This is a genomic window from Panacibacter microcysteis, from assembly GCF_015831355.1.
GTDB lineage: Bacteria > Bacteroidota > Bacteroidia > Chitinophagales > Chitinophagaceae > Panacibacter > Panacibacter microcysteis.
Map to the genome: position 1 here is coordinate 1,072,020 of NZ_JADWYR010000001.1, position 25,307 is coordinate 1,097,326.

Here is a 25,307-nt window from a genome sequence, read left to right on the forward strand (position 1 = left end):
TATTGTTTCGTTCAGCTTTATGCTAACTTTCGTGCTGCTTTATCAAGCGCAAGTTGTATACTCATTGGTTGTATTGCTGCCATACAATGGCAGCCCGCAGTATTCCTGCTACAATCAGTACATGTTTTATCTTCCACAAACACTGTTGTATACTTACCAACAGGCGCCCACCTGCCGGGATGTATCGGCCGCATAGGCGGGTATATGCCCATTGCATGTTTACCAAGCGCTGCTGCAATGTGTAAAGGTCCGGTACTATTGGCCACCAGTGCATCACACTTATTGATAAAAGCCATGAACTGATCGAGATCCATTTTGCCTGTTATATCGTGCACCAGGTTGCCAACTGCATCAAACAAGGGTTGCAGGCTTCCTCTTTCTTTCGGCGTGCCGGAGATAAAAATATTGTACCTGTTTTGATCAAGTAAATGCACCAGCTTTACGAAGTTTTCCAGGCCCCATTCTCTTGCGCTGCCCTGTGATTTTGGGTGCAGTATTACATTGAATTTATGTTCGTCAATCAATGCCCTGAATTCGCTTTTCAGTTCCTGCAATTGTTGTAACCCAAAAAGCGGCACCAGGTTTTCTATTTGCAGGTTTTCGTAAATACCTAATGCTTCCAGCAACTTCAGGTTCAGTTGTGCCTCGTGCAGGTCAGACTTTTTACGGCTGAGCCTTACCAGTTTATTACAGGTAGTCCAGTGATAAAGCCTGTTAGTGGTGCCAATGCGTAATGGTATACCAATCTCTTTGGCCCGCTTTGCGATGGAGGCCAGTGGAAAAACGTGTAATATCACCTGCGGTGCTTCACCACATACATCTACCGGTTTGCTATAAAAATCTTCTACGTCTATAAACTCATCCACATATTTACATGCGTTGATAACAGGTTTGGTATACGCCTTACCTAGCCATGCAACTTTTATAGCGGGGAAATGTTTTTTTAAAACTGCTGCCACAGGCAATGTCAACACTACATCACCAATGCTGTCGGTTCTGCTGATAATGATATTCGCAGGTTGTTGCATGCAAGCTATATAATGCGGTAATTTTTAAAATCGAATGGCCTGATACTCGTGAGCTTTTCAAACCTGTACAGCAGGGCATCTTTAAGTGAAAAATGTTTTTTGGAAAGATCAATATCAATATTCCAGTTTTTCTTTTCAATGCGGTCTTTCATTACTGCAGGATGACTGCCCGTGAATTTCTGCAGAGAATCAAAATCGTCGAAGTTGAATGCATCTTCCTGTTGCACATACTGTCGCCATTCTTCTGAATCTTCGTTCCAGAAGCGGCTGACATGCTGCTGCTTTTGCTTCATTTGCTTTGGACTCTTTACCCAGCCGTAATGATATACACAGGCATCGATTAGCTTTACTTTAAGCTTGGTTTGCCCGATACGAAAACCCTGTGCATCTCTGTATGCAGCAATACGTTTATCGTTTCTTATTATTCTAACCTCGCGGTGGTACCAACGTCTGCTGTCGCCTACATAATCGTACGTGCCATAAAAATGAAGATACCTGAATAACAAACCTTCCACATTTGTATCGGTCTTATACTTTTCGCACGCTGTTTTGATTGCCGGCAAATACTGCTCATGAATAACTTCATCGCCCTGTATGTAAAACGCCCAGTCACTTGCAGGATCGATGAGTTGAAAAGCCTTGTCTGTTTCAACGGCCAAAACCCTGCCTCCTTTGCGGAGACTGAGATCCCATGTTGAATAATGAATCTTTATTTTAGGATCGTTGATAGCCTTTATGAGGCCTGTTGTATCGTCTTCAGAATCACCAATCAAAACAACCATTTCATCTACAACAGGCAGTATTGATCTGATGGCTTCCACGATCGGGTAATCGTTGATTATTGCATTTCTTATAATGGTAAAACCAGATATCTTCATGTTGCCCGTGTATGGCTGCAAAGAACGGAAATTATAAGACGTAATTTTTACTTTATTACTACTATGCAATTTACATTTAAGCGCTAAATTGCAATTTACGTTTTTAAGCTATGATCAATTTTATTCCCATATTTCCTTTGAGTATCGTTGTTTACCCCGGTGAGCAACTAAACCTGCACATCTTCGAGGACCGATACAAACAACTGGTAAATGAGTGCTACAGTTTACAAAAACCTTTCGGCATTCCTTCTGTAGTAAATAATAATGTTACCGACCTTGGCACGCTTGTAAAAGTGAAGGAAATAGTGAAAGTATATGATGATGGCAAAATGGACATAAGAACCGAAGGCCTGAGTGTTTTTCGCGTACTGGAGGTGATTAAGAAAGTGCCGGATAAATTATACAGTGGTGCCATTGTGGAATACCCGGCCAATGAAATGAACCTGGTGCGTGCCATGATGCAGCAAATACTGACCAGCATACGTGAGCTGCATAAGCTGCTGAAGATTACAAAAGACATTAAAAAGCCTGACGATGAACTGCTGAGCTATGATGTTGCGCACCATGCCGGGCTAACGTTAGAAGAAGAATATGAGCTGCTTGGGCTGTTGCGCGAAGATCAGCGACTGGAGTACCTGAAACGCCATTTAAACAAAGTTATTCCAATGATCAATGGCATAGAATTACTGAAAGAAAAAATTCAGCTGAATGGCCATTTCAGGGAATTGAAGGGTTTCAATTTTGACTTTTGACAGCATAAATGACCTGGAAAAACACAACACCCGTGACGATTTTATATTAACTGACGCCGGCAGCACCCTTGCTGACACATATGCTGCAGTACAAGTGTGCGACGCAACCAAAGCCGCATAGCAGCAATGCAGCTGGGCACATAAAAAAACTTATGCAAACACAACCAGCACCAATACAGGTTCAGCACCTGTTTGAACCGCTCGATGATAGTTTAATGGAACTTTTGTACGCGTTAACGCCGGCTGATTGGGAAAAGTCAACCGTTGCACGCTTATGGAAAGTAAAAGACGTGGCGGCTCACTTACTGGATGGTAACATACGGACGCTCTCTTTGCAGAAAGACCGCTATTTTGGTGAAACGCCGCCTGCAATAAACACGTACAATGAACTTGTAGACTGGCTGAATAAACTGAACGCTGACTGGGTTGCGGCTGCAAAGAGAATGAGTCCTGCCGTATTAATACTGCTGCATGAAGCAACGCGAAAGGAAACCAGCGCTTATTATAAGTCGCTCAACCTGTATGACAAAGCTGTATTTGCAGTATCGTGGGCGGGTGAAGAAGAAAGTTTAAACTGGTTGCATATTGCACGGGAGTACACGGAGAAATGGCTACACCAGCAGCAGATAAGAGACGCCGTGCATAAACCGGGCATAATGACCAGTACATTTTTTTATCCTTTTATGGATACATGTATGTACGCGCTGCCTTACACATATAAAAACATTGATGCAGCAACAGGTACAACGATTGAACTACACATCGAGGGTGACGGAGGCGGCTCGTGGTTGCTTACAAAAACAGGCAGCGGCTGGTTACTGAGCAAAGAATATGAAAGGAATGTAACCGCACGTATCTCGCTTCCTGCAGCTATTGCCTGGAAGTTGTTTTCGAAAAGCATGCGCCCGGCTGATATTACAAACAGTATACATGTTACGGGCGATGAAACGCTGGCGTTGCATGCTTTGAACATGATTTCGGTAATGGCATGATCAGTTTACAGATCGCCTAATTGAGGCCGCATAACAATCTCTTCTACGCAGGCCTGTGCAGACAATCTGGCAACCGCAAATACCATCCCGGCAACATCATTTGCCTCCATCATGCGTTTTGCATCTATACCGCTTGCCGACCAGGAATCGGTATAAGCAGCGCCGGGTATAACAGCCGTTACTTTTATATTATAGGGTTTCATCTCCTCGCGCAGGTTTTTGCTAAACCCCAGTAGTGCGAACTTGCTGATGCTGTAAGCACCACCATTATTATACGCCTGTATAGAAGCGATAGAACAGATATTGAAGATATGACCTTCTTTTACCTGCATCATAGCAGGTAGCAGCAGCCTGGTAAGGTGGTATGCGCTGTACAGGTTTGTTTCAATCATTTGTTCCAATGCGCCGTCGGGCTCGTTGTGTACGCTGCCAGGGATAAACTGGCCGGCATTATTGATAATGATGCCGGGTGTGCCGAACGACAGGCACCAGTTAGCAAAAGCCGTTACATGTTCAGTCACGCTCATGTCTGCCGCTTTTGCGTGTACGGCAGATTGCGGATAATTTGTTTGGAGTTCATTTACCAGTTCGTAAAGATTGTATTCATTACGGGCACATAATAACAGCGTATTACCAGCCGCTGCGAACTGTGTTGCCATCGCTTTCCCCAATCCTTTTGACGCTCCCGTAATTATTACATGCATAACAATTGATTTAGCTCCGGCAAGTTAACAGCAAATTGATAAACTCAACAAGCTTAAGTTGTATTTTGCGGCATGAAATACCGGCATCTTTTCTTCGATCTTGATCATACGTTGTGGGATTTTGAGACAAACGCCAAAGAAACCATCCGGGAAGTGTATGATCTTAACAGCTTACATCTTCTTGGTATTGACAACTTCGATGAATTTTTTAACAGGTACAGCTATCATAACGAGCGGCTTTGGGACCGCTACACAAAAGGCTACATAAAGCAGGAGGAACTACGCTGGAAAAGGATGTGGCTTGCCATGCTGGATTTTAAAGTTGCAGATGAAGCAATGGCTAAACGCATGTCTGCTGAATTTCTTGAACGCCTGCCGCTTAAAACAAATCTTTTCCCATATACGATTGAAATACTTGAATACCTCAATAAAAAGGGCTACATTCTTCACCTCGTAACAAACGGTTTTGAGAATGTGCAGTTCAGCAAACTGCAAAACAGTAACCTGCGCAACTATTTCAGGGAAATAATAACTTCAGAAGGATCTAACAGCCTAAAACCAAATAAAGAAATTTTTGAGTATGCGCTAAGCAAAAGTGGCGCGTTGGCGCATGAAAGCGTTATGATAGGAGACAATCTGGATGCGGATATACAGGGAGGAATTAATGCAGGGCTGGATACTATTTTTGTGAACCATTTAAAGATCGACCCGCATATACAAGCGACCTATGTTATTACACACCTGAAAGAACTGGAAGATATATTTTAAAATCGTCTAAGTTTATATGGAAATTTTCAGGAATATTTGGCATTTCTGGCAGAAAGATTAACTCGTAAAAGTGTAGAAAATAATGCCCACAACGGGCAAGCTGCTCCTCATTTATTTAGCCTGTCGACAACATTGAAAATGATATCCCGGTTAAATGGTTTGGCAATAAAATAATCAGCACCTTTTTCATAGGCTTTGAGACGGTCTGCGGATGAATCTATTGCCGTTACCACCACAATACGTGTAAAAGGATGATTTCTTTTTACATAATCTATAAAATCAACACCCAAACCATCGGGAAGGTGGTTATCTAAGAATAAAATTGACGGAGTTTCTTTTTTCAGCATTCGCTGTGCATCTGATAATGTATTTACATAGGTTGACCGAAGACTTTTTTTCTTTAAAATACCGTCCAGCAGGTAACATATATCCACCTCATCATCAACAATCAATGCTTTTAAAATTTTATCTCTCACACTACTGGTTTCCACGTTCTACTTATTTAACAGTGAATTGAATAAGTATCAAAGGGTTAAAAAATGTGCCACTAATTATGGTTACATGCGGTTATTCGCTAAACAAGACGCAAAAAAAGATCAAAGTATACTGTTTTCAAATATGGTAACTTCATAATCAGCAAAAACTGGCATGAAATTCTACACTATTTCACACTGGTACCATTGCAAATCCTCATTTAAAGTTGACGTTACAAAGACATGAAAAAGAAAATATTAATAATTGACGACGACACCGATATCTGCCTCCTTCTAAGTAAATTTTTAGCACGCAAGGGTTACGAAGCCGACACTGCATACAGCGGGGTAAAAGGCATCAGCATGTTCTCGCAGGGTAATTACGATGCGGTACTGTGCGATTACCGTTTGGGTGATAAAGATGGTAAGGATGTACTTGCTCAATTGAAAGCAACAGACCCCAAAGCCATCGTCATTGTTATTACAGGGTATTCTGATATTAAAACCGCGGTAGAGATCATTAAAGCCGGTGCTTACGATTATATTACCAAGCCACTTATACCTGATGAGGTTTTAAATGTACTTTCTGCTGCATTCAACCAGTCAGAAACCGGCAGCCTAACCATACCTGTTTCGTCCGTTGCGAAACCGGCTGTAAAAAGATCAAATACCACAAGTGTGGATTTTATGATCGGCAATGCTGCAGCTACCAAAGAATTATACAGGCAAATTGAGATCGTAGCCCCAACGGGTTACAGTATTATCCTTTATGGTGAAAGTGGCACAGGTAAAGAAGTGGTAGCCAGGACCATCCACGATTACAGTGACAGAAAGGGAAAGCCTTTTGTTGCAGTTGATTGTGGTACACTATCAAAAGAATTAAGCGGCAGTGAATTGTTTGGTCACGTAAAAGGCGCATTTACCGGCGCGCTGAATGATAAAGACGGGCATTTTGAGACAGCTAATGGCGGCACGCTTTTCCTCGATGAAGTTGCCAACCTGTCGCCCGATGTACAGGCATCTTTGCTGCGTGTAATACAGGAAAGAAAATTCAAACGCGTAGGTGGCACCAAAGAAATGGATGTAGATGTACGTATTATCGTGGCTTCCAATGAAAACCTGCAGGATGCCTACCGCAGGGGCAAATTCAGGGAAGATCTTTACCACCGCTTTAACGAGTTTTCGATTAACCTGCCACCACTTCGCAACCGTAAAGATGACATCATTTCTTTTGCAAATTTCTTTCTTGCCAAAACCAACCAGGAATTGAATAAAGAAGTAGTAGGGTTTGAAGACAGGGTAATAAGCATGTTCCTTAGTTACAGCTGGCCGGGCAACCTGAGAGAGTTCAGGAATGTTGTCAGACGCTCAGTATTGCTTACACCTGGCGGCACCACTATAAAGGCAGATACATTGCCATGGGAAATTACCGGTAATAGCGCGCTCGATACAGCAGCACCACCTGTAAATGAAGCTGGCTACCTGCAAAACGCTGTAGTCATGAACAGCAGCAACCCTACGGCCGTTCCACCGGTAAGGGAACTGGATCTGAAAAGCACCGCGGTAAAGGCAGAATACGAAACCATTATGAACCTGTTGAAGCAGGTTAATTACAATAAGAAAAAGGCAGCAGAAATCTTAAATATCGACAGGAAAACATTATACAATAAGATCCGGAATTATGAACAACTGACGGAGAAGCTCAATTAATTGAACCAGTTTCTTCCCTTTGATTGTAAAAAGTCTGTTCAGTAATGAACAGACTTTTTTATGTATGACTGATTTTTACTGATGTCATCGTAAGGGCCCCTGCAACGGCTGTATCATTGAAGAAAGAGATCTTATCCCGGCCACCCTGCAGGCCAAGTGTGTACATCAAAGGAAGGTAATGATCCGGCGTTGGTATAGCAAGCAATGCCTCCCTGCCGAGGCTTTCATACTTTATCAGTTTATCATGGCTTCCGTTACTGATGAGTTCCTTGAACGTATCATTCATTTTCAATGCCCAGTCAAATCCAAAACCGGGCTTATCTATGTGCTGCCAGGAAACCATTCGAAGGTTGTGCACCATGTTGCCACTACCTACTACCAGCACGCCTTTCTTTCGCAGGGCGTACAGTTCTTTTGCCAGGTCATAGTGGTATTGTGGAGGCTTCGTATAATCAATACTCAACTGCAATACCGGTATATCGGCGGCGGGGTACATGTGTTTGATGATCGTCCAGGCACCGTGGTCCAAACCCCAATCGTGCGAAAGACCCACCGCTGTTGTGTGTATGATAGAAGCAGTCTCTTTTGCCAGCAAAGGATCTCCCGGTGCAGGGTATTGCACATCAAAAAGAGCTTGCGGAAACCCGCCAAAATCATGGATCGTTTGCGGAAAATCCATGCCAGTTATATGGGTACCGCGTGTAAGCCAATGTGCAGATATTACCAATACTGCCTTAGGTACCGGAATTTCCAGGGCCATTTGTGCCCAGCGTTTTGAAAACTCATTGTCTTCAATACCGTTCATAGGTGAGCCGTGGCCAACGAACAACACCGGCATCAATGATTCTTCCTCAGAGAGTGTTGCTGTAAATTGTTTAAATGAAGATAATGTAGACATTCCCGTTATTCCTGTAATTACTGTCCGCAAAAAATGAATTCGTTTCAATGCGCCGTAGTTAATTTGTTGGTTACAGGCTGCATTACTACTATCATCGCCTGTTGTGTCACTCACTTGTACTGTTGGTCATACTTCAGCAAGGGTGCAACGTTGTTTACAAACAAAAGCTTTTTACAAGCCATACTTAACCATAGAAAAATTATACAGCCGGGAACAATACCGCATCAACAATAGGCACAAACCTCCCGGCTGTAAAAGACATCAAGTTATTTTGCCTGCGCAAACTCCAGTTTAAGATCGATCGTTACATCTTTACCTACAACTGCACCGCCAGCCTCTGTTACGGTGTTCCATTTAAGGTTGTAATCAAAACGGTTGATTACAGTAGTGGCTTTAAAACCGACTTTTATATTGCCCCATGGGTCTTTTACTGTACCGCCGTAAGTAACATCGAAAGTTACCGTCTTGGTAATATTACGTATGGTAAGGTTACCGGTAAGTTTGTATTTGTTGCCTGATACTTTTTTAAAAGAAGTACTTTTAAAAGTCATGTTTGGGTATTGCTCCGCATTAAAGAAATCATCGCTCTTCAGGTGCTTATCCCGGTTTTCATTGTCTGTATTAATGCTGTTGATGTCTACGCTAAAATCAACAGAAGCATCATTAAAGTCTGCATTATTTGAAGTAATGCTTCCTTTAAAATTTTTGAAATAGCCTTCTACTTCTGAAATTACCAGGTGCGTTACCGTAAATTTTACATTTGAGTGCGCATTGTCAACATTCCAGGTGGTTTGCGCAAATAATGCCGTGCTAAAAAGCGTGATTGCTGCTGCTAAAAACAGTTTTTTCATGATTGTGTTTCTTTTTAATATGTGGTGAAAATGTAAACTTGCTTTAATCATGCAGTACTTTCCAGCCCGCATGTGTTGAATAATTGTTGCGCATACTAAGCTGCATAAGCATAAGCTGCATGTTTTCCATAGATGCGCTCACTGAAATGTCTCCGGCTATTACAGGATTGAAACCTGCCTGGTCAACAAGCGATGATACTGTCTTTACCGCATCGTCATTGTTCCCTGCCACCAATACATCAAATACCTGCTCATTTATAGCCGGCAACATAAAATCTGTTGCATTAACAGTATTGAATGCTTTTACAACGTGTGCATAAGGTAAAAGCTCCTGCAACTCTTCCCCGGCACTTTTCCCGGTTATTGTTTTAAGAGCAGTAAAACTTTCTGTAAACGGGTTGGAGATGCTGATAACAATTTTACCCGTAGCCACCTGCCTGATTTTCTCTGCTACAAATTTTTCCGCTGCATATGGCACAGCGGGAATAATAATATCTGCCTCCCAGCAAGCATCAAATGCACATTGCATGCACTCAACATTTGCCTGTGTGTGTGCCTGTAATATTTCCTGGTGCAGTAATGTAAGCTTATCCGTAGCCGAAGCAATCAATAGAAGACGGTAACTGCTTCCGGCAAGAGACTTAGCAATAGCCTTGCCCATACTTCCCGTTGCTCCTATTATCGCTATCGTTTTTTGTACCGCCATTTATTGTGATTACGGTGCAAAACTACCTGCACTTTGCGCAATGCACCATTGAGGTAAAACAAGAAATAACGTTGATGTAGATCAATAAAAATACTAACGGGTGGTGCTCATTTGCTTGCGTATGCGGCTAAGGGTTTCGGGTGTAATGCCAAGGTAAGAGGCAATCATGTGTTGTGGTACGCGTTGAATAATATCCGGATAACTGTTTACAAGCCTCGTGTATTTCTCTTCTGCGCTAAGGCTGAGGGAAGCCACAAGCCTGCGCTGCATCGCAATCATATTATTCTGTAAGAGCAGCCTGAAATATTTTTCCATAGCGGGTACAGCGGCCAGCATGGCTTCATTTGCCGCAGGCGTTAAGAGCAGTAGTTCTGCATCTTCCAGGGCATCTATATTATACATAGATGGTTCGCCCGTTAAAAAACTGTACATATCACCTACCCACCAACCTTCGAGGGCAAACTGGATTACATGCTCATTTCCTTTTTCGTGCAGGCTGTAAGAACGAAGCGCACCCTTTTCAACAAAGGTGGTGTATTTGCAAACATCACCTTCCTGCAGCAGGTACTGGCGTTTGCGCAGTTTTTTTGGAATAAAGAATGGCTTGATCCGCTCAAGTTCCTGTGCCGGTAAAGAAATTTTCTGGTTAATACTATGGAACAACTGCTCAAACATTCATGTGCTTTCTGCAAATATTACATAAATGTTGATTACAATAAAACTGTGATAGCTGACAAGGTATAATCTGCTATTGAAAAATGTTATGGTTCAATTTGCAGTTGGCTGCTAATGGCATTATTCTGCCCGTTACTTCGCTTTGATCTACGCACTTGCCGCACACCTTTACAGGCGTACAAGAGTGCGACGCAACAGGCGATGCCATCGTATTCCAAAGCCGGGCTCCAAATAACTATTTAACCCCCCGGATAAACAGCATGCTTCCTTTTACCACAGCGTTTATGGCATTTACTTTACCGTTAAACATGGCCAGTGTTTCTTCTGCCGTATATGGTTTGCCGATCTCTTTTCGTTTGTGAAGTGCATTGAGATATTTTATACTGAAAGGTCTTTCTTTGATCAACGCAGAGAAATGAAAATCTCCGCCGGGCTTCAGTACACGTAATGCTTCGCTTACAAATGTTTCTTTGTCGTCAAACAAATGAATGATACCAAAACTTACCACGGAATCGAAGCTATTGTTATTGAACGGCATGTCGAAAGCGTTAGCCTGCAAAAAGAATAAATTGTTATTGATCTTGCCTCTTGTTACGCGGCCGCAGCCTATTCTTAGCATTTCTGTTGAGTTATCGAGCAGGAAAGTGTTGCGTCTTGTTTTACTGTATATAGCGGCTGTGTGTACGAGGCCGCCGCAACCGATATCGAGCAAATTACCTTTACCCTGCAAAATGGCACGGGCTGCAAACTGTCGGTAATCAGCAGGCGATGTACCCCAGAAAATCCTGTTGTACCAATGGCGCTGCACCAGCCACTCATAAAGCCTTGCCTTACCATCATACGGCGCGGAAAACGAATCGGGCAATACGGTCCATACCTGGTCATCTACAAAACTTACCGGTTTATTTAAAAGCGTTGTCATGTGAGTTTTTTATGCTGCTGTTCTTCAATGGAATTGTATAAACGGTTTGTAAAATTGAAGAATAATACTTTGCCGGGTTTCCCTCACCTGCATGAACTGTATAATCCGCCCCATGAACTGGCTGGCGACGGCGCATAAAAAAAGTCCCGGTATAAACCGGGACCGCCATGAGAATAATCTGCTTGCTTGTATGCTCTGCTATGAACGAAATTCAGCTTTTGTCTTTACTATACTGTAAACGGCAGAAGAATAAATTGTTAAGCCTGCTATTAATTCAGGCCCATTTTTGACCATCCCTTCCACCAGTCTGCATCTGCAGAACCTGCAGGACCAACTGCACCACGGTATGTAACGGGTGTTAAGCCTGAAAGTTTTGCATTGCTGAAATCTGCCCCGCTCAATAATGGAGAACCTTCCTGCGGTGTTACATCGGGAGCACTATAATTAAATGCTGCTGCCAGTTTCAACTCATCATTAGATGCCACCACGCTGTTACCAAAAGTTGCTGTATTGAACCATTCAAGTGCAGACTCTGGTTTCCATGATGTAGGAGATGTAGCGCTTGCGGAGTAACTAACCGGCGTTGCACAACCTGCGATAATCGTGTTCTGAACAAACAAAGTACCGGCAGCAATATTGAGGTCTGTAGGTGTTCCTTTGCTTGCATCTATCAATAAACCTGTAGGGAAGCCCATGATAACGGAGTTGAAGATAGAGATCGATGAATTTCTCCTGATCTGTGCGCCGGCAAGGTAAAGGCTGTTACCAATATTTGAGGTTGTAGCGCGAGGTCCAACAACGGTAATATTGCTATATACACCAGCTGTTTGTGGGGCCAATGTACTTCCGTTTGCGTCGTTGTCACTTTCAAATGATTCAGATTTTGAAATATCTGCGATAGCAGAATCTCTCACGATGATACCGAATTGAACTTTACCGCTCCAGCCATTGTCTGTATCAAAATCATCATCAAGTGTACTGATGAAAATAGTATGTTTCAGGTTTACGCTGCCGCCAAAACATTCAATGGCATCATCATTTGCTTTGAATATTTCTACGAAGTCAACGGTTGTTGCGTTACCAACACCGGCAAGTGTTAAACCATTCAACTCATTATCCGGAAGGTATGCGTAGCCGGCATATTCAATGCGCACATAACGAAGGGTACCTGAATTATCAGCATCGTTTGTACCGCCGTATACACCCAGGCCTTCAGCATTGTTAACACCACCTTCAACGGAACCGATACCGGTAACACCATTGAAAGAAGCATTGGTTTTTGCATTGCCGAGGATAACGATACCGCCCCAATCGCCACGTGATGGTGTTGGCTGGTCTGAAGTAAACAAAATAGGTTTGTCTTTGGTACCATCTGCAATGATCTGGCAACCTCTTGTTATAACCAGTGTACCTCTTGAAGAAGCACCCTTTTCGCCTTGTATTGTTGTACCTGCTTCGATAGTCAGTTTTGCACCATTTACCACATATACAATACCACGTATCTTATAGGTGTAATTAGCCTTTAATGTTCTGTCTGCAGATATTTTTCCTTCCAGTATGGTATTTTCAGCAGTTGAATCTGTACCGCCGTTATTCCCGCCAATAATGGTTACATCTTCTTCAATTTTGCGGCAGGATGTCATCAGCACAATCGCAGCAACTAAAAGACTCAGAAACTTGTTCATAAAGTGTTATTGATTTAAAAAAGTTGAATGACGAATGAAGTATTGTTTTATTATTATCTGAAGTTGTAAGAGAAGGTTAAGCTTACACTGGTACCGTATCTTCTTGAAAGCGCCAGTGCATCAAGCCCGCTGCCATATTTTTTGTTACCATCAAGATCATGGTAAAATCTTGCACGCTGGTTGATGAGGTCTGAAATATTTAGTTTGATCTCACCTTTTTTATCTATAATCTTCTTAGCTATCTGCAGGTCGAGCAAAGGTCTTGGCGCTTCCCATACCGGTGGTAACTGTTCGTTGCCTACATACAGGATTCTGCGGCCTACCTGGTTGAAAAGTACAGTTGCATAAAATCCTTTCTCTTCAATATCATATTGCAGAGAAGCATTGATGAGGTATGGCGACTGGCCCTGCATAGGTCTGTTCAATACCTGCTGATCGAATTTTACACGGTTGTAGATGTAAGAGAAATTACCGCCTACTGTAAACCTTTTGAAAGCCTGCATAAAATCGAGCTTCTTTCTAAACTCTATTTCTGCGCCATAGGTTTGCGCACTGGTTTTGCCGTTGTCGAGGTAGTTAAAAGTGCTGGAAGAACCTGCCCCGGTCTGGTTAAATGCCAATTCAATTGGTTTATCGAAATACTTGTAGAATACGCCCATGGTAATCAGTTCCCCGGGACGCTGGTATATCTCGTATCTCAGGTCTATATTGGAAACTTTTGTACGCTGCAGGTTTGGGTTACCTATGATTGTTGCACCAACTTCAAAATCGTAGAAAGCTGTGCCCGTAAGCTCCCTGAATTCGGGTCTTACCACTGTTTGCGATACTGCAAAACGTAAATTAGACCTCGCATTTGTTTTAATGGTTGCATTTATTGCAGGCAGAAAATCGCCCACCTTGCTGTAACTGTAGCGGGGGTCAGACTTTCTTGTGCTGCCCACCAGCTGATCGTAGTTTTCATAACGCACACCCCATACAACTCTCAACCAGTCTGTAAAATTGTTATCGAACTGTATGTAACCGGCATTGAGTATGGTGTTTGCCAGGTAGCGGAAATATATACCCGATAATTCATCAAAATGAAACTGGTTATCTGCTGTACCAAAATTTTGCGCAGCAAATATCTGTGACGGATCCAGCGCCCTTAGCGTTGGATTATCTGATGGTAATGAGATTGAGAAAGGTCTTGCATTGAACAACCTGTCCTTCACCTGGAAATTATAACCGGCTTTTACAGATTGCTTTTTACCACCCAGGTTGTAGTTGGTGGTAACATCTCCGCCAAAGTTGTAAATGTAATCGTTCAGGTTGCTGTAATAAACGCTGCCTGTTTTTTGGGAAAGTGTATTGGACAACAACGCGAGGTATGGTGCATTGGGATCGGTAGGATCCTGGTTGTACTGTATACGGCGCTGCTGGGGAATGTATTGATCCAGGATGCTGAAACTGCCAAACCAGTTGAATTTTGATTTTAATGACGGTATATTATGTTCGCCATTAAGTTGCGTATTGAAAAAAGTATTGTTCCTGAAGCCGTATTCGTACGCTTTTATATTCTCACCCAACTGCGAATTGAATTCGAAATCCTTTCCTGTCCTCAGCGTGGTATAATCAGATGTGTTGATGTTGATCAGGTTTTTAAAACTGATCTTGTTATTGGTATTCAAACGCAATGAAAAGTTTGCCAGCGCACCCCATAACACATCCTGCGTGTACTTGTTGTTATGATAATCGAATGAAGCTTCCGCTTTGCTTTCATTGATGTTGAAAAACCTGTTTTCATAATCCAGGTTTCTTACGCTCCTGTTATAGGTAAGTGTAACAACACCGCCCAGGTCTTTTTTAAACAGTTTCGTGGTAAACCCGCCATTCATCTGGAACGACTGCCCAAGTGTATTCAGCAAACTTGTTTTCTGTGTAGGTGCCCATGTTTTGGCTGCAAGGTCTAAACCGAGCTGTGTTTTCTCTGCATTGCTCAATACCGCAAACTGGTTTTTTGTAGGAAAGTTATCCGGCAATGCCCTTGCACCATCATCCATACCCAGCCAGTCAAGTTTACCGCCTTTGTAGGTGTATATATCTTTACCAACGGTATTGGTATTAAAGTTTGAACCAACCTGAACGTTTAAAAAATTCTTTGCGGGAATATCCCTGGTGTTAACCTGTATCAAACCGCCGGCCCACTCTCCTGAATATTCGGGTATAAAAGTTTTGTTTACGATAATGTTTTCTACAATCGCTGCAGGAAAAATGTCGAATGAAAAGGTTTTCCTGTCCGGCTCTGTGCTCGAAAGCAACACACCGTTTAACATAGCCTGGTTATAACGGTCGCTTAAACCACGTACCACAATATACCTTCCTTCCTGTATAGAAAGGCCTGTTACACGTTTCAATGCTTCACCGGTATTTTTATCGGGTGAGCGGCGTATAGCTTCTGCAGATATTACCTGCGCCACAGCATTGGTATTTTTCTGAAAAGTGATAAGTGCGTTGGTACTTTCTTTTCTTGCAGAAGTCTTTACGGTTACATTATCAAGGTCTGCTGTTTTTACAGCAAGTGTAATGTTCAGGTTATTTACCTGTCCTGCTGTTATCTCTACATCTGTCAATGTTTTGGTACCAAAACCTAGTGCAGAAATTTCTATTTCATATTTTTTACCTGCAGGTAAGGTAAGTTCAAAGTGGCCATCTACATCTGTTGCCACTCCGGTATTGGTAGAAAGCACTTTTACAGATGCGCCAATTACGGGTTTATTGTTTTCATCAGCTACAGTTCCAGATACTTTGCCGGTCTGTGCAATCACAACCTGCGATATAAAAATCATCATTCCAAAAATCACCAAACGGCTGAGCCATTTATTCAACTGCATGTGTTAAATTTTGCGCAAAAGAACACATACAATGTTATGGCCATGTTACGCCAATGTTAAGCAATCATTACCGCAATATTACCGCAATGTTAACAGCGACTATCGGCCTGTTTGCTAAGAGGTTACCTATAATTTTTTTATATGTATGTTGCCAGCTTTTGCACCATGTGGCATCGCCTGTTGTGTCACTCACTTGTACATTTGGCTTTTATGGCAACTGAAGCGACCCGGCATGCAGGCATGCGTGTAGTGCACCGGTGCAATTGATGGCAGCAAAACCGTGCCCGGGCTGCCGAAGCATGCACTGCAGTACAAGAGTGCGACGCAACAGTAGTTTCATTGAAAAACAAATGCCGGGCACCAAAAACACTTACGCAGAATTTGCCGGCAGCGAAATTTGAATTAGTTTTCGCTTTTGATTTACGCACAGGCATTATGAAAAATTTTATGGGTAAGAAACGGGGGCTGCTGATGTATAATGCCTGGATGTATTTTACCATAAGTATGTTATTGCTGGCATGTGGCACCAACAAAAACCAGCCTGCATTATTTGCGGTAAAAGAAAGCAGCGAAACAGGCCTTGCATTTACCAACACACTTTCTCCCACAGATAAGTTCAATGTTTTTCACTACATGTATTACTACAACGGCGCAGGTGTTTGTGCCGGTGATTTTAATAATGATGGCCTGGCCGATCTTTTCTTTGCTGCCAACCAGGGAGAAAACAAAATGTTCCTGAACGAAGGCCAACTTCATTTTAAAGACATTACCAAACAAACCCGCATTCCGCAGGATGGCGGCTGGAGCACCGGCGTTTCTGTGGTTGACATAAACAATGATGGCCTGCTGGATATTTATGTATGCCGTGTAGGTAAATATGAAATACTCAACAGCAAAAACCAGTTTCTTATCTGCAAGGGCATTGACAAAAACGGTATTCCGTTTTATGCAGATGAAGCCCCGGCCATGAAGCTCGATTTTGTCGGCTTTAGCACGCAGGCTGCGTTCCTGGATTATGACCTGGACGGCGATCTTGACATGTACCTGCTGAACCACTCCTTACACCAAAACGGTACTTACGGCCCACGCCAGATTCTGCTGGGTAAAAAAAACGCAACATCCGGCGACCGCTTTTACAAGAATGACAACGGTCATTTTACAGATATCACAGATTCAACCGGTATTCACAGCTCTGTAATTGGTTATGGCCTGGGCATTGTGGTGGCCGACATAAATATGGATGGCTACCCGGATGTTTATATTGGCAACGATTTTCATGAAAACGATTACCTGTACATCAACCAGCGCAATGGTACTTTTAAAGACACCCGGGAAGATGCATTAACGCATACCAGCCAGTACACCATGGGGGTAGATGCAGCCGATCTTACCAACGATGGGTTACCGGAGATCGTAACATCTGATATGCTTGCTTATGACCCTTATATTTTAAAACGCTCTGAAGGGTCTGACCAATACGATGTACAGCATATTAAACAACAATATGGCTATGCTAAACAGGAAACCCGCAACAGCCTGCAGTTTAACCGGGGCAATGGTTTTTACAGCGAGACGGGTTTGTATTCCGGCATGGCTGCTACAGACTGGTCGTGGTCTTCGCTCATCTTCGATTTTGATAATGATGGCCGGAAAGATATTTTTATTGCCAACGGCATTCCCAAACGCCTGAACGATATTGACTACATTAACTATGTATCTAATGATGAGGTGCAGGTTAAAATACGGATGAACAATGTTGGGGAAAAGGATATGGCACTGATAGAAAAATTTCCTGAAATAAAAGTGCCCAATAAATTTTACCGGAATGATGGCGCCCTTAAGTTTACCGACATGGCGGGTGCCATAGATAATGACAAAGGCAACTACTCCAACGGAGCATTGTATGCAGATCTTGATAACGACGGCGACCTGGATATTGTAGTAAATAATATTGATGAGCCTGCTTTGCTGTACGAAAATCTGACCAGTACTGCTGCAGCGGGCAACTATATTGCACTGCGCTTACAAGGCAATGCACAAAACGTCAATGCAACCGGTGCTAAGGTGCTTGTGTTTTGTGATGATAGTGTAAGAACATACCAGAAAAACCCGGTTCATGGTTTTCTGTCCAGTATAGAAACCCCGCTGCATTTTTCAGTAAACAGCAGCAGGATTGATTCTGTTTGCCTCGTATGGCCTGATAATACTTATGAGCAGTTAAACTGGCGGGCAGATACCAATAAAATTGTAACCAAAACATACCGGCCTGGGCTGCCTGCCTTCGATTATAACAGTCTTGCAAGATTCGATACACTGCATACCAACAAGCTTTACAATGTCACCGGTCAAACGCAGTTGCTGTACAGGCATATTGAATCTGACTTCCAGGAATTTAACCGCGAACCATTGATACCGCATATGCTTTCTACCGAAGGTCCGGCACTGGCAGTGGCTGATATCAACGGAGACGGGCTCGATGATGTGTTTATCGGTTCTTCCAAAAGAAACAGGGCTGTTGTGTACACGCAGCAAACCAACGGCACTTTTGCACTTACACAACAACCGGCACTGGTACTTGACAGTATGTATGAAGACGTTGATGCCTGTTGGGCAGACGTAAACAATGATAAAACACCTGATCTTATTGTTGCCAGCGGTGGCAACGAATACCAGCACAAAGACATTCACCAGGCGCCGCGCATTTACCTGAACGATGGCAAAGGCAACCTGCAAAAACTACCCGGCGCTTTTAATGACGTCTTCCTTACAGCTTCCTGCGTGGCGGCAGCAGATTTTAATGGGGATGGCTTTGTTGATCTTTTCTTTGGTGCAAGAACTACCCCATGGCAGTATGGCAATATACCGCCATCTTTCCTGTTACAGAATGATGGCACCGGGCACTATAAAAATGTAACATTACAGGCAGCAAAAAATCTTTCACAGGTTGGTCTTGTAACCAATGCAAAGTGGTTCGATCTTGATAAAGATGGAGATACAGACCTGCTGCTGTCGCTTGAGTGGGATGGTATATGCGCATTCATTAATGATAAAGGCACATTTACAAAACAATACCTTACCAACAAAAAAGGCTGGTGGAATTTTTCTTTGCCCTGCGATGTGGACAATGACGGTGATATAGACATCATTGCCGGCAACCTTGGCTTAAACAGCAGGCTACAGGCTTCAGATAAAGAGCCCGTGCAACTTTACTTCAACGATTTTGATAATAACGGTGTAAAAGAGCAGGTACTTACTTTTTATTTACAGGGCAGGCAAATACCCTTTGCTACCAAAGATGAACTTGAAAAGAAAATGCCGGTGTTGAAGAAACAATTCCTGTATGCAGAAGATTTTGCGAAAGCTTCTTTAGCCGACATATTTGGAAAGCAGAAACTCGAAAGCGCTATTAAATTATCTGCAGATTATTTTAGCAATGCAGTGCTCATCAATGATGGCAACCAGCATTATACCGTGCAGGCATTGCCATGGCAGGCACAGTTATCAACGTACAAAGACGCGGTAATAACAAACGCCAATAATGATAACTTGCCAGACATCCTGCTTACAGGAAATTATTTTGAAAACAACACACAGTTAGGCCCGTACGATGCTGATTACGGAACAATGCTCATCAATAAAGGAAAAGGAAATTTTACAGCAGAACCACTCAATGGCATTGCCATAAAAGGCCAGGTGCGCCACATCAGGCAAATGAATATTGCAAACAAAGAAGCTTACATACTTGCAAGAAATAACGACAGCGCAATAATTATACGTTATTAGCATGGTGTACCCGGCCTTGGTAACGCTTCCCGGCACCTGTTGCGTCGCACTCTTGTACTGTATAACCAATAGCAGCAACGATACTGCATGCCCGCATAACCTGCACGATATAAAGTGATCAGGCTGCTTTTTCTCTTTTACGCAGAAAACTTACTTCACCCGTAGATTCTATAGCCTTACCCAATGCTTCGCTTAAAATACTTTTACGCATAGAATCTGCATGCACCCATTCGATAGCGTCATGCTCCACCACCAACGGAATAATCGTTAATTCATTCGGAAAATTATTGACGACACCATCTTTTGTAACCTGCAGACTGCTTATGATATAAGCAGGTTTTACATAGTTGCATGAAATGTCTCCCCTCAGTTTAACTGTAATTGTTTCTGAAAGTGCATAATCAAAATTTATATGTATGGTTTGCCCGGTTAACATAACGGTTATTACAAATGAATATCAATTGCTGTATGGGGTATGTGTGTAGTATGTAGTATGAATAAAAGCAACCTGAAACGCACTTGCTGATGCAGTATCATGTTCGACAACAGATAACCAAAGAAAGTGCCAAAGTGCTGATTATGCGTGCATTTAAAAGCAGGGTTAGTTCATATAATAAATACGCTGATGTGATGGCGCGACAGCTATTACCCTGGCTTTTGAAGCTGGCCGTGTTGCAGCACCCCGTTGCCGGGTTAATAATCCAACCGTTGAAGTGAGTGACACAACAGGCGATGCCACATGCACAAATGCCGGCTATAAAATGAGTTCCTTTTTATTCCACAATACGAAGTTTTGCATAGTTGAGCATGATCTTTTTTTCGCCATTCAGCTCGAACTGTACGGTTGCAATAGGGTTGTGTGCGCTGCCTTCCATTTTGCTTACTATACCAAAGCCAAATTTCTGGTGCTCTACTTTCTGGCCTTCCTGCAGGTTGGCCGTATCGCTGGGTACAAAATTTTCGCTGGGTGTATGCTCCACTACCTTAGGCGCCTGCGGTTTTGCCGGCAGGTAAGAAGGCGTTTCTTTTTTACGCGCAGGTGGCGGGCCATAGGTTTTTTCTGCCTGTGCTGCGGCACCAAAGCCACCATGCATACGGTCGAAGGCAGAGCTGCCGCCAAAGCCACTTGTCTGGTTGCGGGGACCACCACCGGCAAATGTTCTGTCTACAAAAGGTTCCGGAATTTCTTCCAGGAAACGGCTGGGTTCATTTTGCACGAGGTTGCCAAACCGGTAACGTGTATTGGCATAAGTTAACCATAAGCGCTGTTTGGCTCTTGTAATAGCCACATAAAACAACCTGCGCTCTTCTTCGAGTTCTTCGCGGCTGTTGATGCTGAGCCCGCTGGGGAATAGTGTTTCCTCGAGGCCGGCCACAAATACACACTGAAATTCGAGCCCCTTGGCAGCATGTACCGTCATGAGTCTTACCACATCTGCATTAGGATCTTTCTGGTCAGCGTCTGTAAGCAGGGTAATCTGCTGCAGGTATGCACCAAGGCTTTTATCGCCTACCTCGCCATCTTCCTCATTGAGTGGTGTTTCTATCCATTCTTTAATGGAGTTGAGTAGCTCCTGTATGTTTTCGTAACGGGCTACACCTTCTGCACTTTTATCGTTGAAAAGTTCTTTTACAAAGTTTGTTTGTTTACCAATATGGAAGGCAATTTCATACGCATTGTGTTTGGCCATCATACTTTGCGTGCTGCGTATCATAAGCACCAAATTTTCGATGGCCTCCAGCGTACCGGCTTTGTAACCAAATTCTTTTGCACGCTCCAGCACCTGCCACATGCTGATGTTTTGTTCATTTGCATACAATACAGCCCTGTCTATACTGGTTTTACCAATACCACGCACCGGGTAGTTGATTATGCGTTTTAATGCCTCTTCATCCTGCGGGTTAACCACCACACGCAGGTAAGCTATGTAATCTTTAATTTCTTTACGCTGGTAGAAACTGATGCCGCCATAAATAATGTATGGAATGCCCATACGCCGCAGGCTTTCTTCAAATGCGCGGCTTTGTGCATTGGTGCGGTAGAGTATGCAAAAATCTTTGTTGAGAAAATGGTTGCGGAGTTTCTGCTCCTGTATGGCATCGGAAACAAATTTTCCTTCATCGTTATCCGTCATGGTACGCACCAGTTTAATCTTTTCACCGGCGGTATTTTCTGTCCACAGGGCTTTGGGTATCTGGCCTTTATTGTTACCAATTACCTCATTGGCAACTTTAAGAATGTTTTGTGTACTGCGGTAGTTCTGTTCCAGCATTATTACAGACACATCATCGTAATCTTTCTGGAACTGCAATATGTTCTGAATGGTGGCGCCCCGAAAGCTGTAAATACTTTGGGCATCATCGCCTACCACGCAAATATTTTCGTGCTGTGCGGCCAGCAGTTTGATGATCTCGTACTGTGCAGGGTTTGTATCCTGGTACTCGTCTATAAGAATATACCTGAACTTGCTCTGGTATTTGATCAGCGCTTCGGGAAATTCTTTCAATAACCGGTACATGTTAAACAACAGGTCATCAAAATCCATGGCGCCATTTTTAAAGCAGCGTTTGTTGTAGGCATCGTATATCTGCGCAATCAATGGTCGGTTGCTACGCATATCTTCCTGCTGAATATAATAGTCGTTCTTATAATCTGCCGGGCCAACCAATGCATTTTTTGCAGCAGAGATCCTGTTGTAAACGGTATTGGGTTTATAGTGCTTATCATCAAGGTTCAACTCGTTGATGACTGTCTTTACCACGCTTTTCGCATCGTCAGTATCATAGATCGTAAAGCTGTTTGGATAGCCAAGCCTGTGTGCCTCGCCGTGCAATATTCTTGCGAATACGCTGTGGAATGTGCCGATGTATAAATTGCGTGCCTCACTGTTGCCAAGAATATGCTCAATACGTTCCCGCATTTCTTTGGCTGCCTTATTGGTAAATGTCAATGCCAGTATACGAAAAGAATCTACGCCGTTTGCCATCAGGTGGGCAATACGTGTGGTCAATACTTTTGTTTTGCCGCTACCGGCGCCTGCCACAATCATCAGCGGGCCTTCTGTATGCAAAACAGCCTGCCGCTGCGGCTCATTCAAACCATTCAGATACTCCATCATGCGGCGAAGTTAAGCTGTGTGTACTTGTAAAAGAAGCGTGGTTTAAAAGTTGAAACATGATTTAATTGTTTTTGACGATTGATGCGGGTTGCATGGCAGGTTTCAGCAAATGGCCCCCTGTTTTATTGCCACGCGATGGGAATAGTTTGAGCTGCTGCAAATGGTTATGTTGTACAAGAGTGCGATGCAACAGCAGCCCAATGCATGCACAAAAGCCGGGCTACAAAAAGTTTTAAAAAGTGTGTAAAATTTTGCAAGCAGTTAATCAAAAAACTGCTTACACTCCAAATTATTTTATTATTTCTTTCTGCACAAAGCCATGTGCATAAGGCAGGCCGTCTGGCGCAAAACTTTTTCAAAATCTGTATAAATATTCTTGTTTGGTTAATTGGGATAATATTATGTTGATAACCCATATTTAAATGTGAACTTTATGTGAGGGTGAATATGAATAAAAAATATGTCCGGGAAACTTTTTACGGGAGTTTGTAGCAGACTATATTCGTTCCCCCTTACTCAGCAGGAGACTTTTTTTGAGCAAGTAATGTAGTAAATCTGTCAAAGAAAATTACAACCCCCTGTGAGCATTGGTGTATGAAACTTTACTAACCGTATCAAGTTTTACTGCCGCATGGAAATCAAGAATTTTAACAAGGATCGCAAGAAAGGAAGAAAGCCGTCCATCGACTTAAGTACGATGGTATATGGCAAGGTTCCGCCACAGGCCAGAGACCTGGAAGAGGCTGTTTTAGGTGCCATAATGCTCGATAAAAGTGCATTCGATACGGTAATAGAAATATTGAAACCGGAATGTTTTTATGTAGATGCCAACCAGCGCATTTTTCGTGCATTTCAAAACCTGGCGCAAAAGAGTTTACCCATCGATATTCTTACCGTTGTAGAGCAACTGAAAACGACCGAAGAGCTGGACATGGTAGGCGGCCCTTACTATGTGACAAAAATGACCAACGCGGTTGTGTCTGTTGCCAATATAGAAGCACACTCAAGAATCATCTTACAAAAATTTGTTCAGCGGGAGCTTATCCGCATCAGCGGCGAAATAATCGGCGATGCATACGAAGACAGCACCGATGTATTTGACCTGATGGACGATGCGGAAGACAAGATCTTCCAGATTACCAACAACTTTCTCAAAACAGACTACAAGGAAATGAGCAGTGCGCTGGCACAAACCATTAACCGTATAGATGAGCTGAGAAAGAAAACAGACGAAATATCAGGCGTACCCAGTGGCTTCAGAAGCCTTGATAAGATCACCTTTGGGTGGCAGCCTACCGATCTTATTATACTTGCTGCAAGACCTGCGGTTGGTAAAACGGCCTTTGCCTTAAACCTTGCCCGCAATGCGGCCATGCACCCTACCAAGCCGGTGCCCGTAGGCTTTTTCTCGCTTGAAATGAGTGCTGCACAATTGGTGCAGCGTATTCTCTCTGCCGAGAGTGAAATACCCATGGAAAAGATAGCACGTGGCAAACTCGAAGAATACGAATACCAGCAACTGCACAAACGTGGTATTGCAAGGCTTGAAAAAGCACCCATTTATATAGACGATACTGCGGCACTCAACATTTTCGAGTTTCGCGCCAAGGCACGGCGCCTGGTAAACAAACACAAAGTTGGCTTTATCATCATAGACTACCTGCAATTGATGAGCGGCAGCAGCGATAACAAAAATGGCAACCGTGAGCAGGAGATCAGCACCATATCCCGAAGCCTGAAAGGCCTTGCCAAAGAACTGAGTGTGCCCATTATAGCACTTAGCCAGTTGAGCCGTGCGGTAGAAACGCGTAAAGAAAGCAAGATGCCGCAGTTGAGCGATTTGCGTGAATCGGGTGCCATTGAGCAGGACGCCGATATGGTAATGTTTATTTACAGGCCTGAATATTATGAGAACTTTGCCAATGAAAATGGCGAGAGCACACGTGGCGAAACGCATATCAAAATAGCCAAGCACCGTAATGGTGAGCTGGACGTGGTAAAACTTCGTGCATCACTGCACATACAGAAGTTCGATGAGTGGGATGATGGCGGCCCGGGCTTTACGCCGCCGGGTGGCAATTTCAGGCCCATAGGCCCGGCACCAACACCAGATAGCGGCGAGCAGGGTGGCGGTGGCCGTTTCTTTATACAGGGCAGCAAAATGAACAGTGGCGGTTTCGATGAAGGTTTTGATGAACAGCCGCCGTTTTAAACATAGCTGCAAAAGCCGGTGATTATGATGTTACCGGCTTTTGTTTTTCATGGCATCGCCGGTTGTGTCACTCACTTGTACGTTCGGTTGTTAGGGCAACTGCAGCGATCTGCTTTTGCCAGGGCCGCAACATTGCGCCCGACACCGGCGGTCAGACGGAGGCCCGTCAGACCGGTCCCCCGTACGCGGCCGGCACCAGCCGCCAGACCGCAACAACAAATAACCCGGCCACCGCACAAAATCTTTCTCCCTACATTTAGTAGCTAATAATCAAATCACTG

Annotated in this window: 19 protein-coding genes; 6 read left to right on the forward strand and 13 right to left on the reverse strand. The window is 43.4% G+C overall.

The window, feature by feature from the left end; all coding sequences use genetic code 11:
* Positions 1-17 precede the first annotated feature (17 nt).
* Both I5907_RS04295 and I5907_RS04300 read right to left on the reverse strand, forming a co-directional pair.
* On the reverse strand, positions 18-1,028 hold the full coding sequence (locus tag I5907_RS04295; protein WP_196989491.1) for a glycosyltransferase family 9 protein: 1,011 nt from the start codon (positions 1,026-1,028) through the stop codon (positions 18-20).
* Between the two features lie 5 nt (positions 1,029-1,033).
* Positions 1,034-1,906: a glycosyltransferase family 2 protein gene (locus tag I5907_RS04300; RefSeq protein ID WP_196989492.1), complete on the reverse strand. Its 873-nt coding sequence runs from the start codon at positions 1,904-1,906 to the stop codon at positions 1,034-1,036.
* Between the two features lie 110 nt (positions 1,907-2,016).
* On the opposite strand from I5907_RS04300, the gene I5907_RS04305 reads away from it, so the two are divergent.
* A complete protein-coding gene (locus tag I5907_RS04305; RefSeq protein ID WP_196989493.1) occupies positions 2,017-2,658 on the forward strand; it encodes an LON peptidase substrate-binding domain-containing protein in 642 nt (213 codons plus the stop codon).
* A 152-nt stretch (positions 2,659-2,810) separates the two neighbouring features.
* The gene (locus I5907_RS04310) at positions 2,811-3,650 is read left to right on the forward strand and encodes a maleylpyruvate isomerase N-terminal domain-containing protein (protein ID WP_196989494.1); all 840 of its coding nucleotides are present in this window, start codon (positions 2,811-2,813) and stop codon (positions 3,648-3,650) included.
* A gap of 5 nt (positions 3,651-3,655) precedes the next feature.
* Here the strand turns inward: I5907_RS04310 and I5907_RS04315 are convergent, their stop codons facing one another.
* Complete coding sequence (locus I5907_RS04315) at positions 3,656-4,354, reverse strand: SDR family oxidoreductase (RefSeq protein ID WP_196989495.1); 699 nt, start codon at positions 4,352-4,354, stop codon at positions 3,656-3,658.
* A 72-nt stretch (positions 4,355-4,426) separates the two neighbouring features.
* Between I5907_RS04315 and I5907_RS04320 the strand changes: the two genes are divergently transcribed.
* Positions 4,427-5,122 carry a YjjG family noncanonical pyrimidine nucleotidase gene (locus tag I5907_RS04320; protein ID WP_196989496.1) on the forward strand — a complete coding sequence of 232 codons (696 nt, stop codon included), beginning with the start codon at positions 4,427-4,429 and terminating at the stop codon, positions 5,120-5,122.
* A gap of 107 nt (positions 5,123-5,229) precedes the next feature.
* On the opposite strand, the gene I5907_RS04325 is transcribed toward I5907_RS04320, so the two are convergent.
* On the reverse strand, positions 5,230-5,613 hold the full coding sequence (locus tag I5907_RS04325) for a response regulator (RefSeq protein WP_196989497.1): 384 nt from the start codon (positions 5,611-5,613) through the stop codon (positions 5,230-5,232).
* Between the two features lie 225 nt (positions 5,614-5,838).
* Between I5907_RS04325 and I5907_RS04330 the strand changes: the two genes are divergently transcribed.
* Positions 5,839-7,305, forward strand: a complete 1,467-nt coding sequence (locus I5907_RS04330) for a sigma-54-dependent transcriptional regulator (protein WP_196989498.1) — start codon at positions 5,839-5,841, stop codon at positions 7,303-7,305.
* 58 nt (positions 7,306-7,363) lie between these two features.
* Here I5907_RS04330 and ygiD read toward each other — a convergent pair whose 3' ends face one another.
* The 7 genes from ygiD to I5907_RS04365 form a co-directional block, all read right to left on the reverse strand.
* Positions 7,364-8,203: a 4,5-DOPA-extradiol-dioxygenase gene (gene ygiD / locus I5907_RS04335; protein WP_196989499.1), complete on the reverse strand. Its 840-nt coding sequence runs from the start codon at positions 8,201-8,203 to the stop codon at positions 7,364-7,366.
* Between the two features lie 266 nt (positions 8,204-8,469).
* The gene (locus I5907_RS04340) at positions 8,470-9,054 is read right to left on the reverse strand and encodes a YceI family protein (RefSeq protein ID WP_231401960.1); all 585 of its coding nucleotides are present in this window, start codon (positions 9,052-9,054) and stop codon (positions 8,470-8,472) included.
* A 43-nt stretch (positions 9,055-9,097) separates the two neighbouring features.
* Complete coding sequence (locus I5907_RS04345) at positions 9,098-9,760, reverse strand: NADPH-dependent F420 reductase (RefSeq protein ID WP_196989501.1); 663 nt, start codon at positions 9,758-9,760, stop codon at positions 9,098-9,100.
* A gap of 93 nt (positions 9,761-9,853) precedes the next feature.
* Positions 9,854-10,435, reverse strand: coding sequence for a Crp/Fnr family transcriptional regulator (locus I5907_RS04350; RefSeq protein ID WP_196989502.1), 582 nt, complete (start codon positions 10,433-10,435; stop codon positions 9,854-9,856).
* A 235-nt stretch (positions 10,436-10,670) separates the two neighbouring features.
* A complete protein-coding gene (locus I5907_RS04355; protein ID WP_196989503.1) occupies positions 10,671-11,357 on the reverse strand; it encodes a class I SAM-dependent methyltransferase in 687 nt (228 codons plus the stop codon).
* A 269-nt stretch (positions 11,358-11,626) separates the two neighbouring features.
* Positions 11,627-13,042 carry a hypothetical protein gene (locus I5907_RS04360; RefSeq protein ID WP_196989504.1) on the reverse strand — a complete coding sequence of 472 codons (1,416 nt, stop codon included), beginning with the start codon at positions 13,040-13,042 and terminating at the stop codon, positions 11,627-11,629.
* A gap of 53 nt (positions 13,043-13,095) precedes the next feature.
* Positions 13,096-15,912, reverse strand: coding sequence for a carboxypeptidase regulatory-like domain-containing protein (locus tag I5907_RS04365; protein ID WP_196989505.1), 2,817 nt, complete (start codon positions 15,910-15,912; stop codon positions 13,096-13,098).
* A gap of 447 nt (positions 15,913-16,359) precedes the next feature.
* On the opposite strand from I5907_RS04365, the gene I5907_RS04370 reads away from it, so the two are divergent.
* Entirely contained in the window at positions 16,360-19,695 is a 3,336-nt protein-coding gene (locus I5907_RS04370) for a VCBS repeat-containing protein (protein ID WP_231401961.1), read from the forward strand.
* Between the two features lie 118 nt (positions 19,696-19,813).
* On the opposite strand, the gene I5907_RS04375 is transcribed toward I5907_RS04370, so the two are convergent.
* Both I5907_RS04375 and I5907_RS04380 read right to left on the reverse strand, forming a co-directional pair.
* Positions 19,814-20,131: a hypothetical protein gene (locus I5907_RS04375; RefSeq protein WP_196989506.1), complete on the reverse strand. Its 318-nt coding sequence runs from the start codon at positions 20,129-20,131 to the stop codon at positions 19,814-19,816.
* 337 nt (positions 20,132-20,468) lie between these two features.
* Entirely contained in the window at positions 20,469-22,814 is a 2,346-nt protein-coding gene (locus I5907_RS04380) for an ATP-dependent helicase (protein WP_196989507.1), read from the reverse strand.
* Positions 22,815-23,445: 631 nt separating this feature from the next.
* On the opposite strand from I5907_RS04380, the gene dnaB reads away from it, so the two are divergent.
* The gene (gene dnaB / locus I5907_RS04385) at positions 23,446-25,026 is read left to right on the forward strand and encodes a replicative DNA helicase (RefSeq protein WP_196989508.1); all 1,581 of its coding nucleotides are present in this window, start codon (positions 23,446-23,448) and stop codon (positions 25,024-25,026) included.
* The last annotated feature ends 281 nt before the right edge of the window (positions 25,027-25,307 follow it).